The sequence below is a fragment of the Litorimonas haliclonae genome (assembly GCF_965138505.1).
GTDB lineage: Bacteria > Pseudomonadota > Alphaproteobacteria > Caulobacterales > Maricaulaceae > Litorimonas > Litorimonas haliclonae.
The window spans coordinates 191,340-207,521 of the sequence record NZ_CBCSCO010000003.1 but is presented as its reverse complement, the minus strand read 5'-3'; the positions used below and the strand labels follow the sequence as shown (position 1 = coordinate 207,521).

General features: G+C 50.3%; 14 protein-coding genes. 6 read left to right on the top strand and 8 right to left on the bottom strand.

The window, feature by feature from the left end; genetic code table 11:
• Positions 1-12 precede the first annotated feature (12 nt).
• The 5 genes from ACNA05_RS08340 to ACNA05_RS08320 are packed head-to-tail and all read right to left on the bottom strand — an operon-like array spanning position 13 to position 4,235.
• Positions 13-543: a hypothetical protein gene (locus ACNA05_RS08340; protein ID WP_415810993.1), complete on the bottom strand. Its 531-nt coding sequence runs from the start codon at positions 541-543 to the stop codon at positions 13-15.
• On the bottom strand, positions 543-1,082 hold the full coding sequence (locus ACNA05_RS08335) for a hypothetical protein (RefSeq protein WP_415810992.1): 540 nt from the start codon (positions 1,080-1,082) through the stop codon (positions 543-545). The genes ACNA05_RS08340 and ACNA05_RS08335 overlap by 1 nt, the downstream gene beginning before the upstream one ends.
• Positions 1,082-2,578: a Fe-S cluster assembly protein SufB gene (gene sufB, locus ACNA05_RS08330; protein WP_415810991.1), complete on the bottom strand. Its 1,497-nt coding sequence runs from the start codon at positions 2,576-2,578 to the stop codon at positions 1,082-1,084. The genes ACNA05_RS08335 and sufB overlap by 1 nt, the downstream gene beginning before the upstream one ends.
• Positions 2,575-3,783 carry a cysteine desulfurase family protein gene (locus ACNA05_RS08325; protein ID WP_415810990.1) on the bottom strand — a complete coding sequence of 403 codons (1,209 nt, stop codon included), beginning with the start codon at positions 3,781-3,783 and terminating at the stop codon, positions 2,575-2,577. Before ACNA05_RS08325 ends, sufB begins: the two co-directional genes overlap by 4 nt.
• A complete protein-coding gene (locus tag ACNA05_RS08320; RefSeq protein ID WP_415810989.1) occupies positions 3,780-4,235 on the bottom strand; it encodes an Rrf2 family transcriptional regulator in 456 nt (151 codons plus the stop codon). The genes ACNA05_RS08325 and ACNA05_RS08320 overlap by 4 nt, the downstream gene beginning before the upstream one ends.
• Positions 4,236-4,435: 200 nt before the next feature.
• On the opposite strand from ACNA05_RS08320, the gene ACNA05_RS08315 reads away from it, so the two are divergent.
• The gene (locus ACNA05_RS08315) at positions 4,436-5,113 is read left to right on the top strand and encodes an alpha/beta hydrolase (RefSeq protein ID WP_415810988.1); all 678 of its coding nucleotides are present in this window, start codon (positions 4,436-4,438) and stop codon (positions 5,111-5,113) included.
• Between the two features lie 67 nt (positions 5,114-5,180).
• Here the strand turns inward: ACNA05_RS08315 and ACNA05_RS08310 are convergent, their stop codons facing one another.
• Both ACNA05_RS08310 and ACNA05_RS08305 read right to left on the bottom strand, forming a co-directional pair.
• Positions 5,181-7,106, bottom strand: a complete 1,926-nt coding sequence (locus ACNA05_RS08310) for a M1 family metallopeptidase (RefSeq protein WP_415810987.1) — start codon at positions 7,104-7,106, stop codon at positions 5,181-5,183.
• 36 nt (positions 7,107-7,142) lie between these two features.
• Complete coding sequence (locus tag ACNA05_RS08305) at positions 7,143-8,258, bottom strand: anhydro-N-acetylmuramic acid kinase (protein ID WP_415810986.1); 1,116 nt, start codon at positions 8,256-8,258, stop codon at positions 7,143-7,145.
• Between the two features lie 50 nt (positions 8,259-8,308).
• Between ACNA05_RS08305 and tyrS the strand changes: the two genes are divergently transcribed.
• Positions 8,309-9,574 (top strand): tyrosine--tRNA ligase, encoded by a 1,266-nt coding sequence (tyrS, locus tag ACNA05_RS08300; protein ID WP_415810985.1) that lies wholly within the window; start codon positions 8,309-8,311, stop codon positions 9,572-9,574.
• Here tyrS and ACNA05_RS08295 read toward each other — a convergent pair.
• Positions 9,557-13,027 (bottom strand): YhdP family protein, encoded by a 3,471-nt coding sequence (locus tag ACNA05_RS08295; protein WP_415810984.1) that lies wholly within the window; start codon positions 13,025-13,027, stop codon positions 9,557-9,559. The genes tyrS and ACNA05_RS08295 overlap by 18 nt on opposite strands.
• A gap of 82 nt (positions 13,028-13,109) precedes the next feature.
• Between ACNA05_RS08295 and bcp the strand changes: the two genes are divergently transcribed.
• The 4 genes from bcp to ACNA05_RS08275 all read left to right on the top strand — a co-directional run bounded on the left by bcp (position 13,110) and on the right by ACNA05_RS08275 (position 16,176).
• Positions 13,110-13,577: a thioredoxin-dependent thiol peroxidase gene (bcp, locus tag ACNA05_RS08290; protein WP_415810983.1), complete on the top strand. Its 468-nt coding sequence runs from the start codon at positions 13,110-13,112 to the stop codon at positions 13,575-13,577.
• Between the two features lie 15 nt (positions 13,578-13,592).
• Positions 13,593-14,408: a ferritin-like domain-containing protein gene (locus ACNA05_RS08285; RefSeq protein WP_415810982.1), complete on the top strand. Its 816-nt coding sequence runs from the start codon at positions 13,593-13,595 to the stop codon at positions 14,406-14,408.
• Between the two features lie 114 nt (positions 14,409-14,522).
• Positions 14,523-15,737 (top strand): M23 family metallopeptidase, encoded by a 1,215-nt coding sequence (locus ACNA05_RS08280; RefSeq protein WP_415810981.1) that lies wholly within the window; start codon positions 14,523-14,525, stop codon positions 15,735-15,737.
• The gene (locus ACNA05_RS08275) at positions 15,727-16,176 is read left to right on the top strand and encodes a bactofilin family protein (RefSeq protein ID WP_415810980.1); all 450 of its coding nucleotides are present in this window, start codon (positions 15,727-15,729) and stop codon (positions 16,174-16,176) included. The genes ACNA05_RS08280 and ACNA05_RS08275 overlap by 11 nt, the downstream gene beginning before the upstream one ends.
• The last annotated feature ends 6 nt before the right edge of the window (positions 16,177-16,182 follow it).

Here is a 16,182-nt window from a genome sequence, read left to right as displayed (position 1 = left end):
TTAGGTCCTTCATTAGGGGCAGGCTTCCGTCTGCCAGTCTGTTGTGTTTTCGCCGCGCCAACATTTGATGCGCGAGCCGAAAGCCGCTAATTTTTGATCGTTCATAGGCCCTGATAATATCAGATAGATTTCTTCGCCTTTGATCGCATCATCGGCAAATCCCTCAGCGGAAAAAATCAGCACCGACCCATCTTCTCGGTCAAACTGGCTGGACGAAGTTTGCAAGATTGTGTCGGCATTCTCCGGTGCGAAATAAAGCCGGACTTGATCTATTGCTTCTATGCGCGACTGACCCACTTTCAAACCCGTATACTTCGCCAGATCCTGACTATAGGCGGTAAAATCAATATCCTCTAAATTACGCTTTTCCCGCACAATCGGGGCTGCAGGCGGCGTTTCCGTTCTTCCTTCCACTGAAGCCGGGTCGGTCGGGTCTGTGACGGCCGCCGTCTGCGCCTCAACGATTGCTTCAGGCGCGCTGGGCGTGTCCGGAGAACAAGCGATAAGCGCCGCCATAGCGGGTATAATAAGGAAAAGCCGCATTACGGACAGACCTGCTGTTGCCAATTTCCGGCGTTAGAGCCCCTGCGACATTGAACGCGAACATTATACTCTGACAGCACGAAGTTATCGCTTTCGCCCGGGCGGAACATGGCTGTGATTTCCTGTGCTTTTACAGAATCGTCCATCAAATTATGTGCTGTCGCAATGAGGCTATAACCATTCGCGGTTTGCGGAGTCAGGCGCATATCGAAGCTTTGATTCCCTTCATTCGTCTCTGGTTCAAATCGGTCTTCCAAGAGGTTTTCAACCTCGGCATAAGACATCCCCAATTCCATTCCCGGAATGGTGATCTTCTGCGCAGATATTACCCCTTCGGGCTCCGTCGGTTCAGCCGTTTTATCCGGAGGTGTCAAATCACCAGGCTGTGGGTCGAGGATTGTTTCCTCAGACATCTCTACAGGTGGAGTATCGTCTGAACGCAACACGACACTCAAGGACAAGCCCACGACAATCAGCGCCACAAGAACGGAGAAAAGGGCAATCCATACGGCCTTATTCGGCGTTTCTTTTTGTGCCATTACCCGACACTCCCTTCCAGACTGATGGCGACCAGTTTCTGCGCCTCAACCGCAAACTCCATAGGGAGTTCTTGCAGCACGTCACGGCAGAACCCATTGACCAACAGCGCAACAGCTTCTTCTTCTGACAGGCCGCGTTGACGGCAATAAAAGAGTTGATCATCCGATAGTTTGGACGTTGTGGCCTCATGCTCAAACTGCGCACTCGGCGTATTACTTTCAACATAAGGCACAGTGTGCGCGCCGCATTCATCGCCAATCAGCAAAGAATCGCATTGTGTAAAGTTCCGGGCATTCGTGGCTTTCTTATGAGCGCTAACGAGACCTCTATAGGTCGAGTTGGATTTCCCGGCGCTGATGCCTTTGGAAATCACGCGGGATTTTGTATTTTTGCCCAAATGGATCATCTTCGTGCCGGTATCGGCCTGTTGATAGCCATTGGTAATCGCGATGGAGTAAAACTCGCCCTGGGAATTATCGCCGCGAAGGATGCAGCTTGGGTATTTCCAGGTCACAGCAGAGCCAGTTTCAACTTGTGTCCATGACACTTTGGAGTTGTCACCGCGGCAATCGGCGCGCTTAGTCACAAAGTTATAGACCCCGCCCTTGCCTTCGCTATCGCCCGGCCACCAGTTCTGGACCGTAGAATACTTCACTTCCGCATCTTCGTGCACAACAATCTCAACAATCGCCGCATGAAGTTGATTTTCGTCCCGCATAGGCGCCGTGCACCCTTCCAAGTAAGAGACGTAAGAGCCCTTATCCGCAATGATGAGCGTGCGCTCAAACTGGCCCGTCCCCTGCGCGTTCATCCGGAAATAGGTTGAAAGTTCCATCGGGCATCTCACCCCTGGCGGAATATAAACAAAGGATCCGTCAGAAAAGACAGCATTGTTGAGCGTCGCGAAATAGTTGTCTGTAATCGGCACAACCGATCCCATATATTTTTTGACAAGCTCTGGATGGTTTTTAACAGCTTCGGAGAAGGAACAGAAAATAACGCCCTCTTTGGCCAGTTCTTCTTTGAATGTCGTCACAACGGACACAGAGTCGAACACGGCATCTACGGCAACTTTCGGCGCGCCTTCTACTCCGGCCAGAACCTCTTGTTCGCGCAAGGAAATGCCCAGCTTGTCGTAAACAGCCAGAATTTCCGGATCAACTTCATCCAGCGATTTCGGGCCTTCTTTTTTCTTCGGGGACGCGTAGTAATAGGCGTCCTGATAGTCAATTTTGGGATATTTAACCATCGCCCAGTCCGGCTCCTCCAGCGTTAGCCAGCGGCGATAAGCCTCTAGCCGCCACTCAAGCAGCCATTCCGGCTCTTCCTTTTTGGCAGAAATGAACCGAACAATATCCTCGTCCAACCCTTTGGGCGCGAAGTCTTGTTCGATATCGGAATCAAATCCGTATTTATATTTGTCGGCCTCGAGTGAGCGCACACCTTCAACAGTGGATTGCTCAATGGACTCTTTGACTTTTACCTGTTCACTCATGTTGCACCTATCTTGGTTGCAGCTGTCTTTTGTTTGCTCTCTAGAGGTCGAATTTCCGCGAAATCGTTTGGAACGACCTTAAAAGGGAGCGGCTTTCGGCGTATCTTGCTCCACGCCACGAGGAAGTCTTCGACTTCATTCAAGATTGCATTATCGCCGAAACTTATGCGGATCGCGCCTTTCGGGGCTTCGTCGAGCCGTCCCATGGCTTTGATAGAGCGGCTTTCCCCGACCTTGCCAGAAGAACACGCCGTTCCGGTCGAAACGGAAATGCCTTCGAGATCGAGCGCCATCATCAAAGTCATGGAGCTCGCATCAGGAATGGCAAAAAAGCTGGTATTTGGAATGCGGTCAGCGCCCTCACCGAAAATCACCAGATCCGGCTCCATTCTTTTAAGTTCTGCTTCTAAAATAGCGCGTAGTTCGCGTGTATGTTCCAGATTGATGTTCATCTCACAGGCCGCGCCAAACCCAGCAATTCCACCAACATTATGAGTGCCAGAACGGCGGCGGCGTTCCTGCCCCCCACCTGACAAGAGCGGCGTAAAAGGTGCATCCGGGGCCACGTAAAGCGCCCCCACACCTTTTGGGCCGCCAATTTTATGGGCGGAGACAGAAAGGTAATCGGGCATAAAGGTCATAGAAATCTTGCCTAATGCCTGAACGGCGTCGACCAAAATCAGACCTCCGGCTTTGCGAACAAGCTCTGTCGCCGTCTCTACATCTTGAACCACGCCTGTTTCGGAGTTTGCGGCCACGATGGAGACGAAAGGCCGTCCGAGACTTTTGTCCCACGTGCCCAGCTTCTTCGCCAACCAAGTCACATCTGTGCGGCCTTCTCGATCCGCCGGGATGAGCTCGAAAGAAACGCCGAAATTCTCAGCCGCTAATATTGTTGCCGGATGATCCATGGAGGATATTAAGAGGTGTTTGCACCCCGCCTGAATTGCGGACCAAATGGCTGTGTTGTCAGCTTCAGTTCCGCTCCCTGTAAACATAACGTCTTGAGCGCAGACTCCCATCGCCAGACCCACGGCCTCCCGGGCTTTGGACACAATTCCGTTAGCGGCGCGGCCATCGACATGTTGCGCCGTTGGATTTCCGTCCACGGACATGGCCTCGGTGACAGCCTCTATCACTTCCGGCCACGTAAAGGTCGTCGCGTTGTGATCGAGATAAGTTCTATTTTTAGGGAGGCTACTCATTCCGCCGCCTCCAATTCCTGCGTCCGAACAGCCAAGACGGGCAAACGCCCCTCAACGACGTCCTGAACAGTCACAGAAGCCAGAAATTGCTCTATATGGCTTTCTAGGGCGCCCCAAAGATTATGGGTCAGACAACGGCTTGTCCGGCCGGTACATCCGAGTCGGTCATCCGGCGTGCAGCCATGGGCTTTGATATCCTCATTGACGGCATGAATAATACGGTCGAGCGTCAGGGATTCAGCCGGAACATTGAGAATATAGCCGCCTTTTGCCCCGCGCACGGATTTTACCAGTTCGGCTTTGCGAAGTTTGTTAAACAATTGCTCTAGAAAGGTGATAGAAATGCCCTGACGCTCGCTAATATCAGCTAAAGACGAGCGCACACCTTCGCCTTGCGCGGCAAGGTCGGCCATCGCCATTACGGCGTATCGTCCTTTGGCAGTGAGTTTCAAAGCGTTTCAGGCTCCTTTATGAAGGTTTTTCTCGCAATTCGCAGCAGGTCTTGTTAAAGGGCGCGCGAACCGACAATTTACAAGCAGGATGTATGTATCCTGACCTATTTAGTCAAGATTAGAACAGGGTTCTTTCGCGCGACATATCCACCTTTTTACAGGACGTTACGCCGAAGCGACCCATATTTATGTGAGGGTTAATGCCTGAAGTCATTTTTGCCGGACCGGATGGTCGTCTCGAAGGTCGTTATCACCCCTCGGATGACCCGCAAGCCCCTTGTGCGTTGATTCTATCGCCTCACCCGAAAGCGGGCGGTCATATGGATCACCGCATCCCCGTTGCGATGTATGAAAGCTATAAGCGCCGCGGCTTCTCCGTCCTGCGCTTCAATTTCCGCGGTATTGGACGCTCTATGGGCGTTTACGACAACGGTCAGGGCGAGCTGCAAGACGCAGCCTATGCACTTGACTGGCTACAGAGCTTTAACCAGAACGCGCCGTTCTCTTGGGTGTCGGGTTACTCCTTCGGCGCGTGGATTGGCATGCAGCTCTTGATGCGCCGCCCGGAAGTCGCCGGATTTATTTCCATGTCTCTGCCGACCAATACGTATGACTTCGCGTTCCTCGCCCCCTGCCCGGCGTCAGGTCTGGTCACTTATGGATCTGAAGACTCGATTGTCCCTGCCGATGACGTGGACCGGATTGTCGATAAAATCCGCGTGCAAAAGGGTCACAAGATTTCAACGCATGAAATCGAAGGCGCGGATCATTTCTACACCAATCATCTGGAAATTGCTCTAGACGTGATTGAGGACTATCTGGACGAAAATCTCGACCCCCGGTATTCGCCTCCGAGAGCACCGAAACTCATTGAATAAAGCTTACCGAATAAAGAAAAACCCGGCCTTTCGAGCCGGGTTTTTTTATTACCTAATCATAGAAGACCTATGCCTCATTTAAAATATCGTCGATCCGGCGCTGCGCAATGGGATGATATCCGGGACGGGCTTCGGCATAGACGCGCTCCGCCCATTCGGCTTTACCGTTTTCCTTTAAAGCGTCGTAAAGGCGATAGATGAACTTCCCACGTCCAACCGTCATGAGGAAACCTTCAAGATCCGGATACGCCGCTTCATAATCCGTTTTGATTGCAAGCATGTACCAGGCGAAAGCTGTCTCCGCATTTTGCGTGCCTGTCAGAGAAAACGCCTTGTCTAGATCTTCATATTGCTCAGAGGCCAGATCATCCGGCAAACCATTGAGGAAATGAAGCCACTCATGCGTCGACCACTCAGCCGCTATTTCTTCAAGCTCGAAAGTTGATAGCTCTCCCGCCACCCAAGCATCAGAATGGGTCTGAACCGTCTCAAATGCGTCGGATTGGGGGTTCTTAGCGGTGTTTGGCAAGCCTGGCTCGTAAACCCAAGCGTCAATTTCGGCGTCGGTTACAGCATCCGGAAAATCCACCCGCAAATTCTCATTCATATAATTCAGAAAGTCCTCTGTCGTCACACTCTCAAAGGCATGGTCGTTAAACCAGCTTTTTAGGAACGGGTCGAAAGCCGCGCGGCCAAAGCGCTCTTCCAAAAAGATCAAGAAATACTGACCTTTGACATAAGCCACTTGCGAGAACGCATCATCGGGATGGGAAATGTCTGCCGGCAACTTCAACTGCGTCAACTCTGGACGAGCCGCACCCGCGATGTCGCGCTTCAGATCTTCAAGTGCGAGAGCCTGTTCCATGACGGCGCGGCGTTCGCCATAAAGTTTTTCCATCACGCGATTTTCGACATAAGACGTGAAACCTTCGTTCAGCCAGGCATCGCGCCAAGTGGCGTTCGTCACCAAATTACCTGACCAGCTATGAGCCAGTTCATGCGCAACAACATTGGTCAGACTTTTGTCGCCGGCAATCAGGGTCGGAGTCATGAAAGAAAGGCGGGGGTTTTCCATCCCGCCAAATGGGAAACTCGGCGGCAGAACAATCAAGTCATAACGTCCCCAGCGATAGGGGCCATACAGCTCCTCATTGGCCTCTTCCATCATGGGAGTTTCCGAGAATTCTTCCGCCGAGGCGTCGAGAATGTAATCTTCGGCGTAAACCCCGATATGATCATTGATCGCCTTAAACTCGATATCACCTACGGCAATGGCAATGAGGTAGGACGGAATAGCCTGCGGCATATCAAATTGATATTCTCCGTCTTCGTTTTCCTCGCCCTGCGACGCACTCATTAGGGGGCGTAGACCGTCCGGCACGCGTAACGTGGCAGAATAGGTCAGGCGCACGGCGGGGGTGTCCTGTAAAGGGGCCATTGTGCGAGCGTTGATGGCTTGAGCCTGAGAGAAAAGATAAGGGTCTTCTTTTCCCGCGGTTTGTTCAGGGGACAACCATTGCAGGCCTTCGGCAGTGGGCGATGTTGTATAGTCGATAAGGACTTGCTCAGTCTCTTCACCCAGCGGAATACGAAGTTCTTGCCCCAAAACGGGGTCGGCCTCTCCTAAGGTGTAGTCCTCGACTGGGGTGGTCGTTTCGCCGTTTACAAGGCTGATAGAATTGATCGTCAGGTCTTTGGTATCCAGCACCAGAGTTTCAACATCAGGATCAATCCGCTCAAAATCCAGAGTCGCGACGCCGTCCAAGACCTTCTCTTCGAAATTCACATCCAGATTTAAATCTATATGCGTAAGACGGACGTCCTTATAATTCGCATAAGTGAACTTGTCCGTCGTTTCGACAACAGGTCTTTCCGCAAATGTTTCAATTTCAGGCGTTTCTGTTTCCGGTTGCGGCGCCTGACTATCTCCACAGGAGCCAAGAAAGAAGGCCGAAGCAAGAAGGGGAAAAGCGGCATTTTTAAAAGTAGACAAAATATTCTCCAGTATTTTTCATATGGTGTAAGCGAATTAAGGGCGCGCGACAACGCCTCCTGTCATGGGATACGGAACGCCAGTGGTTCCGGGGAAAGAAATCGGCAAACCTTTGACCGTCCGGACCGCCAGATAGGCAAAGGCCTGCGCTTCCAGCGCGTCTCCGTCCCATCCGACGTCTTCTGCGCTTAGTACGTTACCGTCCGTATGCATATCAAGCATCCCCATAATGGCGGGATTATGACGCCCGCCCCCGCAGACGATTATATTGTCCGGCGTAAAGGCTCGAAGATCACGGGAGATGGATTGCGCGCAGAAACTTGCCAAAGTTGCCGCGCCGTTTTCCAAACTCATACCCCGCATGTCAGCCAAAACGTCAAAATCATATCGATCTGCCGAACGAGGCGTGGGTCTCTTGAAGAAATCCCGTTCAAACCACCTGGCGATACGTTTTAAATCAGAATGGCCTTTCATGGATTGTTCACCCGCCAAATCGTAATTCCGCCCCCCCTTAAGTTCCATCCAGCTGTCCAATGGGCCGTTACCGGGTCCGCAATCTGTTGCAATGAGAGGCTTGTTGCCGTCTATCAAGGTCACATTTGAAACGCCGCCAATATTCACGACGGCGATGCGCCCCTTTAATTGGGAGTAGCGGCATAGAGCCTGGTGATAGATAGGCGCCAGAGGCGCGCCCTGCCCGCCCGCTTTCACATCGGCTGTACGAAAATCATACACGCAAGGCACACCGAATTTTGTCGCAAGGGTTTGGCCACTGCCCAGTTGAAGAGTCTGGCCCTTCTCGCCGTTTTGCGCGGGCTGATGGAATACCGTCTGACCGTGATAACCGATGATATCCACATTCTCTATCCCGAGGGATCCGATTGCTTCAATGTGAACCGCGTCAATATAATCAGACCCGATCTGCAGTTTATTGGGGGGCGGACCGTTAAACCGCCAGTTCAAAGCTATTTTCACCGCATCCTTCACAGCCCCCCCGTCATCAGGAAAATCAATGCAAATAGTCCGCCCAAACCTAAAAATCTCTTCCCCATCCGTTTCGATAACCGCCGCATCAACACCGTCCAGTGACGTCCCGCTCATCAAACCTAATGCCATATATCGTTTCGATTCCATCACCTTTGCCTTTGACATGATTTTTCCGCTTGATAGAAGCCGCAAAGTAAAAAAACTAAGATGCTTTTATGACCAATTACAAATCCGATTTAATGAAAACGCTTTCCAAGCGGGGGTTTCTCTATCAATGCACTGATGAAGAGGGGCTCGACAAAGCTGCCTCTACATCCGTTGTGACAGGCTATATCGGCTTTGATTGCACCGCGCCCACCCTTCATGTCGGATCGCTGGTGCAAATCATGATGCTGCGACACCTTCAAAAGTCAGGCGGGCGACCCATAGTCCTACTCGGGGGCGGCACAACTAAAATTGGCGACCCGTCCATGAAGGACAAGACCCGCCCCATCCTTACCGATGAAATGATCGAAGAAAACAAGGCGGGTATCAAACAGGTCTTTTCAAATTTCATTGATTTCGACGGAGATAATCCGGCGATTCTCGTTGATAACGCCGAATGGCTGGACAATCTTGGCTACATTGAATTTCTGCGCTTAGTCGGCACCCAATTTACCATCAACCGCATGGTGACGATGGAAACGGCGAAGCGCCGACTTGAGAATGAATTGCCGATGACGTTTCTGGAATTCAACTACCCGCTCTTGCAAAGCTATGATTTCGTTGAACTCAACAAACGCTATGGCTGCACTCTCCAACTGGGCGGCTCAGACCAATGGGGTAACATTGTTACGGGTGTGGATCTCACGCGCCGTATGGAAGGCAATGAAGTCTTTGGCTTTACCACTCCGCTCATTACGACGGCCTCAGGCGGAAAGATGGGTAAGACGGTTGATGGCGCCATTTGGCTAAACGGCGATCCGGGCCTGAGCGAACACCATTTCCGCACCCCATATGAATATTGGCAGTTTTGGCGTAACACGGACGACGCCGATGTCGGTCGGTTCTTACGTCTTTTCACAGATGTGTCCTTGGACGAAATCGCCAGACTCGAAGCCCTTGAAGGCGCCGAAATCAACATTGCCAAAGCCCGCTTGGCAGATGAAGCGACAACTCTTTTGCACGGCGCAAGCGCGGCAAAAGAAGCCGCTGAAACAGCTAAACAGACATTCGAGCAAGGCATGGCGGCAGAAGGGCTTCCCACATTCGAAATTCAGGAAAATGAGCTTGGCTCTCTTGGAGTTTTAGCGGCCACTGTCACGGCAGGTCTGGCGGGATCAAACGGAGAAGCCCGTCGCCACATCAAAGCCGGCGCGCTCAAAGTGAATGACGAGAAAGTCACGACACATGAGAGAACACTTCAGAGCTCAGATGTGAATGAGGGTATTATCAAACTGTCCGTTGGTAAGAAGAAACACGCTTTACTGAAGATCGTCTAACCCTTCATTTGCCTCTCTAGCGGTCGGCGCGACTTCTTCCGCTTGATCCATTAACTGTTCGACCTCTGGCATATCATCTCGTTTTTTGCGGAATATTCCACGCAAGAAACCAGGTGTCAGAGCCGATAAGGGATTCACCGCAATTTGCGTGGCTTCAAATGGCCCCACCACTTGATAACTTAGAGCAAAAATGCCTTCTCCTTCTTTTCCGACCAGTACATCCCCGATAATTGGCAGATCCCCTAATAGCGAGTTCGCTGTATAGGCCGGAACCAAAGCTCCGTCCAAATCCACAGTTTCATTCCTTAAATCAATATTGCCTTCGCCTGTCATTCCGAGCGCAGGGCCGTAAACACGCGCTTCGCGAATAGTCAAAACCCCTTTGGAAAAGTGGAAAGGCATGACGAGATTCTCGAACATGAGGCCCTCTCCCGAGAGCGTATTAAACAAGCCTGTTAGGGACCCTAGCGAGAGGAGCTGCGCCAGAATGGGCGCCTCTCTAACTCTGAAGTCCGTAATTTCGGCCTGGCCAATAAAACTTCCCTCTTCTCCGGGCAGAGGTAAATGACCTGTCATTGAGAATTTACCGCCCTGGATACTATCGACACTAAGAAAGGCGCTCGCTGCCTGGGATGCCCTAGGAAACTTTACGTCAACCTTTCGGACTTTCGTTACTTCGTCTGTCTCTAGACTAACTCGTACAGGCCCCTCCTCAGTCTCAGCCGAAAGGTTTAACTGCGTCATGTCCTGACCATTATGATTATATAAAAGGGAGGCGTTGCGCGCCTTGAACTTTGGGTCAAGAATAAGTTCTTCCAAATTTGCTTCCAACGAAATCGGAGCCTCAAGAGTGGACGTCTGGGCGGAAAGCGAACGATCTATTACCGAGGATAAATTCAGTAAGGTTCCGTCCAATGTGGCAGCTAGTAACTCTCTTTCTGCATCCGGCTGAATTTGCAGTTGAGTATCAACCAAATTTGAAACTTTCAAAGTCTCAAAAACAAGATTTTTCAAAGCAAGGTCGGACCGAAACGCTATTTGTCCTTCGATCTCTAAGCCGGGCGCTGAAACTACAAGATTCGAAATGTCAAAAGCGTCACCATCCCTAAGCAGAGATGCCGACAGCCGTCCCTCTACCCCCTTTGGTTTATTCCAATAATCGCCCACGCTAATTTCAGTCGCGCTAAGGTCTGCCTCAATAAGAGCGGAGCGAATATTACCCTCAGTCCCGGTAGCCCGAATATCAATCTTTGTTGCGCCATAAAAATACTCTCGAAACCCAACACCGAATTCATCAAGAGTGTTATGATCCATATCTCCGGATAAATGATATTGAGTCGGCGTCAGACCTTCATCAAACGTCTCTTTCCACTCCAGATTTGTTTTCCACGGACCAATTTTAACCGGCCCTGAAGCCTGCAATCCATAATTATCAACATGAAGGGATATTTCTCCCTCCGTCAGCTTATAAGTGCCAATTTTAGACGGTGCAGAGACATCGGTAAAATTCCCCTCTACGTCATATAAAATTCGGCTTTGATCAAAATATTCGAGTAATGGCCGGGTTATAGTAAGTTTGACTTCGCCTTGCCCCTGTACGTCAATCGGATCAATCTCGTACCTGTCGGTAAGCTCAAACGGCGGTTGACCCAATAGGCCCAACATGTCTGATGCACCGCCTTGGGCATTCATCGTGATAATCATATCTCCGCCCTTGGGCTGAAGCACCGGTATTTCGACCTGGCTTGGTAAAACTGTTAAAGCCCCAATCCGCCCGCCATTGAGGTCAAAATTTAGACTATTATTGGCAATCTTCGCGGTGCCAGAGGCCTGGGTTAGTGGCGTCATAGTAGAGATATATTTTACCGTCCCATCGCGAACCGTGAAATCCATATCCATTACATTTTCGACTAACTCTTCCCCTTGCCGCTCAAGATCGGCCTCAAAGCTAAGTGCATCGACTTTTCCAGCTGTGACCGATCGGCCCAGCCAGCGCCTCGCGCCATCTGCAAATTTAACAGGCCAAACGTCTAATAATTCCGGCGTTGAAAGCTCTCCTTGAAGTGCGCCCTTCGCTCTTATCGCTTCGAAGACACCTTCTTCGTTCCTATCCAAAAAGACTGAGGCAACCCATTGATGTGTCCCTCTATCAAGAGTCAGGGTTTCCATGCGGAGCGTTTGGGCGTCCACATCGAGACGTCCAGCTATGTCCAGCCCTTTAAAGGAAAGCCTCTTTTCAAAAACCGGGCGGGCGTCCAGACTTAAATTTTCGAAATTAAGGTCAAAGAAAGGAGAGGAGTTAATATCGCCGTCATTAATCGTATCTAAATCGGATAGCGTCCCCTTGGATTTAAAGCTTAATAAAGGCGCCGCAACATCTAGCCGCTCCACAGTCATCTCGTCTTCCCCGAGATTCAAGAAGGCTTTTGTAGCCACGGATTCAAAATCAAATGTTTGGCCCAAATCCTCACGTTCAAAGCGTCCAGCATCTACCTTAATGTCGAGGTCAGCGGATTGCAGACCGATCTCAGGGCCATAAATAAAATTCATTCTTGACGTAACAGGCGCATTTATATCCCGGATCTCGGAATAACGACCTTTCGTCGGGCCTGAAATTGCAGGGTTAATACCAACTGCCTGAAGAGAGACATCAAAACTATCAAATTCTGTATTCGTCATTACCGAAAGGGATAATGGGATTTGATCTTTGATTTCAGACTGGTTGAGCTGCGCCATCAAGTCGAAACTTAAGTCCTCTCTTTGACGTTGAAAATCCAATGCAACGTCATCAAGGGACAGGGCAAGTCCGTTCACGGAGTTGATATAATATGCACGAGCCCCGGTCACTTCGACCGCTTCAACCCCGTCTAAATCAATAGCAGCTCGTTGACGTGAGCTTGCGCGGCGTCCTTGCCATAACGGTCCTAAACGCCCCAAAGTGTCCGGCGTCCCAAGCCCGGCCCGGATACGACCGTTCTCATCCTCCACCCAACTGACGACCCCCCCCGTCAAAACAACCTTACGCGGAATGAGGCTTCCTTTTCTAAACTCCCCCAGAGGAAAATAAGTCTGCAAAGTCGGAAGGTTTTGAAACTCAGTTCCATCCGTCGTGTTAATGCTGATGTTTTGGCCGGTAAAAACGATGTCATCCGTTGCCGGGTACCAATCCAGACGCATTTTCGGAATTTCCACCCCAGCGCCGGCAACCGCCTCAGCAAAAAGCTGACCGAGAACACCCCGCGCTTCAGATATGTCTACGCTTTGTTGTGATAAAAGCCAGGAGACGCCATAGAGCCAAGCAATGGCTACCCCCATAATAACAACGCCCAATTCTGCAGTCACTCGCCACAGGCGGTAGATAATCCGCTTGGTCCAATATAAAATTCTCGACTCCGCTCCGGTCTGCTCAGAGGGTGAAGCATCAGGCTTTATATGTGGTGCTTCTTCTGTCATGCTGAAAAACGCTCTAGCCTACCGCCTTGTGTCTGGCTATGGGCGCTTCTGTAATTGAACTGCCATAGACCGAAAGCCTAATATGAGTGACTTAAAAATTGGTGATAATGCACCGGACTTTAACCTAGAAAGCGACGGCGGAGACACAGTGAAATTAAAAGACCTCAAAGGTCAATCTGTTGTACTGTATTTTTACCCCAGAGATGACACGCCGGGTTGCACCAAAGAAGCCATCCAGTTTTCTGAACTAAAGGAAGAATTTGAAGCGCATAATTGCGCCATTATCGGAATTTCAAAAGACACAGCCCAAAAACATGATAAATTCATCGCCAAACATGATCTAAAAGTTCGGCTCGGGGCAGATGTTGAGGGAGACGTTGTCGAGAAATACGGAGTATGGGTTGAAAAGAACATGTATGGCAAAAAGTATATGGGCATTGAACGCGCCACATTTCTGATCGGACCTGATCAAAAAATTCAACGCATCTGGAGGAAGGTTCGCGTTAAAGGTCATGTCGACGCCGTTCTTGAAGAAGTCAAAGGCAAGTAGCCTTTCTTTTAGACGATGACTTTCAATCCGATCGAACATGCCTGTGACGTTCTGCACCTGACTTCGCCGAATGAAAAAGCGGCTGCCGCTCTATCCCTTCGCGAGCACTGGCATTCAAGCTGCCGTGATAAGTATGAGACCGACCATGCGCCTGAAAGCAAACCTGGCAGGCCGAAAAAACCTGACCTTGTCCTTCCAAGCGAAGTCCCGCGCAGACGTTTAGGCTCTCCAGAAGGGCGGGGCGCCCTCCTCCACGCTATCGCCCATATTGAACTGAACGCAATTGATCTAGCAGCAGATATGATTGCGCGTTTTGCCAGCCACCCGTTGATTTACCCAGACCTTCAAAGCGACTTCATCGAAGATTGGAGCCAGGTTTGCGCCGAAGAGGCGAAACATTTTAACTTGCTTACAAATAGAATGGCATCGCTTGGGGTCGCTTATGGCGACTATCCCGCCCATAACGGTTTATGGGACGCCGCTTTCAAGACCCGCCACGATATTGCGGCGCGGCTCGCTATCGCCCCTATGGTCTTAGAGGCACGAGGTCTGGACGTAACGCCGGGTATGATCGCAAAACTTGAGAAAGTTGGAGACGAGAAAAGCGTCGCTATCCTGAAGGTGATTTACAAAGATGAAATCGGCCATGTCAAAATTGGGGCGAAATGGTTTCAAAATATTGCCCAACTAGAAGGAGAATCACCTCGCCCTTATTTCCACAAGCTAGTAAAAACGCATTTTGCGGGGCGATTAAAACCTCCATTTAATGTGCAAGCCCGCACTTTAGCTGGCCTGACAGAGGATTATTACGCCCCATTAGCAATTTGTTAATATAGTTTAACGACGGTTTACACGAGTATAACAGTTCTTAACGTGTAAAAGCTCTTGAACTGATTATGACCTTTTGGTCTAAGAGGGAAATTATTCACATGCGGATGGGGAATTATGATAAATGACGTCGTGGCGGATGCGCGCCAACGCATTCTGCAACAGTTTCCGGAACGTCAAATTTATCTCCGTTCCGGAGGTGAAGTGAAATACTATGTCTTCACTACTCGTTTCCAACTTATCGCAGTCACGGTTCTCTCTGTGATGATGCTTTGGTGCTTGGCCACCATGGTTAACCTGTTTTGGGGCCATAACCCGCTTCGTGCACCAGCAAAGGAAGTCAAACGGGTAGAAGCAAAATATGAGAGAATGCTAGCCGACCAACGGGCAAAGCAGCTTAACGCAGAACTTTTACTCGCCGAACAAAAACAAAGCTTCGAAACGATGGCCAAAAGCTTTGAAGAAAAGCATATGGCCATTTCTCAGCTTGTTCAGGCTTCCGCCCCTGTCAATCAAACGGTTTTACCTACTGTCAAATATGCGTCGAACCGGGTATTAATGTCTCCGACCCTTAGAGATGCCAGTCCCCGGGTGCCGCGCAAGGCGATAGTTCCGAATGCTATGGCTGAAACAGGCCTCAACATTGATAAATCTCTGAACACGATCGACCAAACACAAAACAAAATCCTAATCTCAGCAGAAGCAGAAACTTTGGATCGGATTGAACGTAACAGAGCCTTGATCCGTGCAACCAATATGCAGGTGGACACAGTCCTCAAAGAAGGCCCATTTGGTAAAGGCGGCCTCTATGTTCCATTAAATGGAGAAGATGTTCCTCTGGCAGACGGTAAATTCGGCTCACGTATGGCCAGTATTCAAGCCAGACTTTCAGAAGCAGAAGCATTGGATAAAGCCGTGCTCTCGCTTCCCCTTGGGTATCCAGTAGGTGACAACACATATCAAACGAGCAAATACGGGGTACGTCACGACCCTTTCACGCGTCGCCCAACTTTCCACGAAGGCACTGACTTTAGTGGACGCACGAACTCACCAATCGTAGCAACTGCAGACGGCGTGGTTTCTTTTGCGGGCCGTAATGGCGGGTATGGCCGCGTTGTCGAGATTGACCATGGGCACGGATTTATTACTCGCTATGCTCATTTGCAGAAATCATTTGTTAAAAAGGGGCAGAAAGTTTCTCGGGGGGAGAAAATAGCCGGGATGGGATCGACAGGACGAAGCACAGGATCTCACCTACATTATGAAGTTCATTTCCAGGGCCGTGTCTATGACCCGGAAAACTTTTTGAGAGCAGGCCTCTATGTTCAATAAAACGAATTCAAACGCCCCGACGCAAGAAGAGGCTAAAAAATCCTCCTCCTCTCCTGCGCCGCGCGTCTCTTCCGGCCCGTCCATATTGGGCCGCGACCTGATTATCACGGGTGACATAAAGACAGATGGCGACGTTCAGATTGACGGCCGCGTTGACGGCAATGTCGATGCCGGAAATATCACCATTGGAGAACAAGGCATTATTAACGGCAAGGTTATTGCCAAAAGTGTGCATGTCCGAGGAAAAATAACTGGAAAAGTGGACGCAGGCTCTATTGAGCTGGCTGAAACCGCCAATGTTCAAGCTGATCTGGTGCAGGATCAGTTGATGATCGCAAATGGAGCCTTTTTTGACGGCAAATGCGCCCGAAAATCAACGCCGACAAGCACGGCGAAAACGTCCGAAACTAAGACTGGCTCGGCTAAAAAAGCCAGCTAAGTCTAT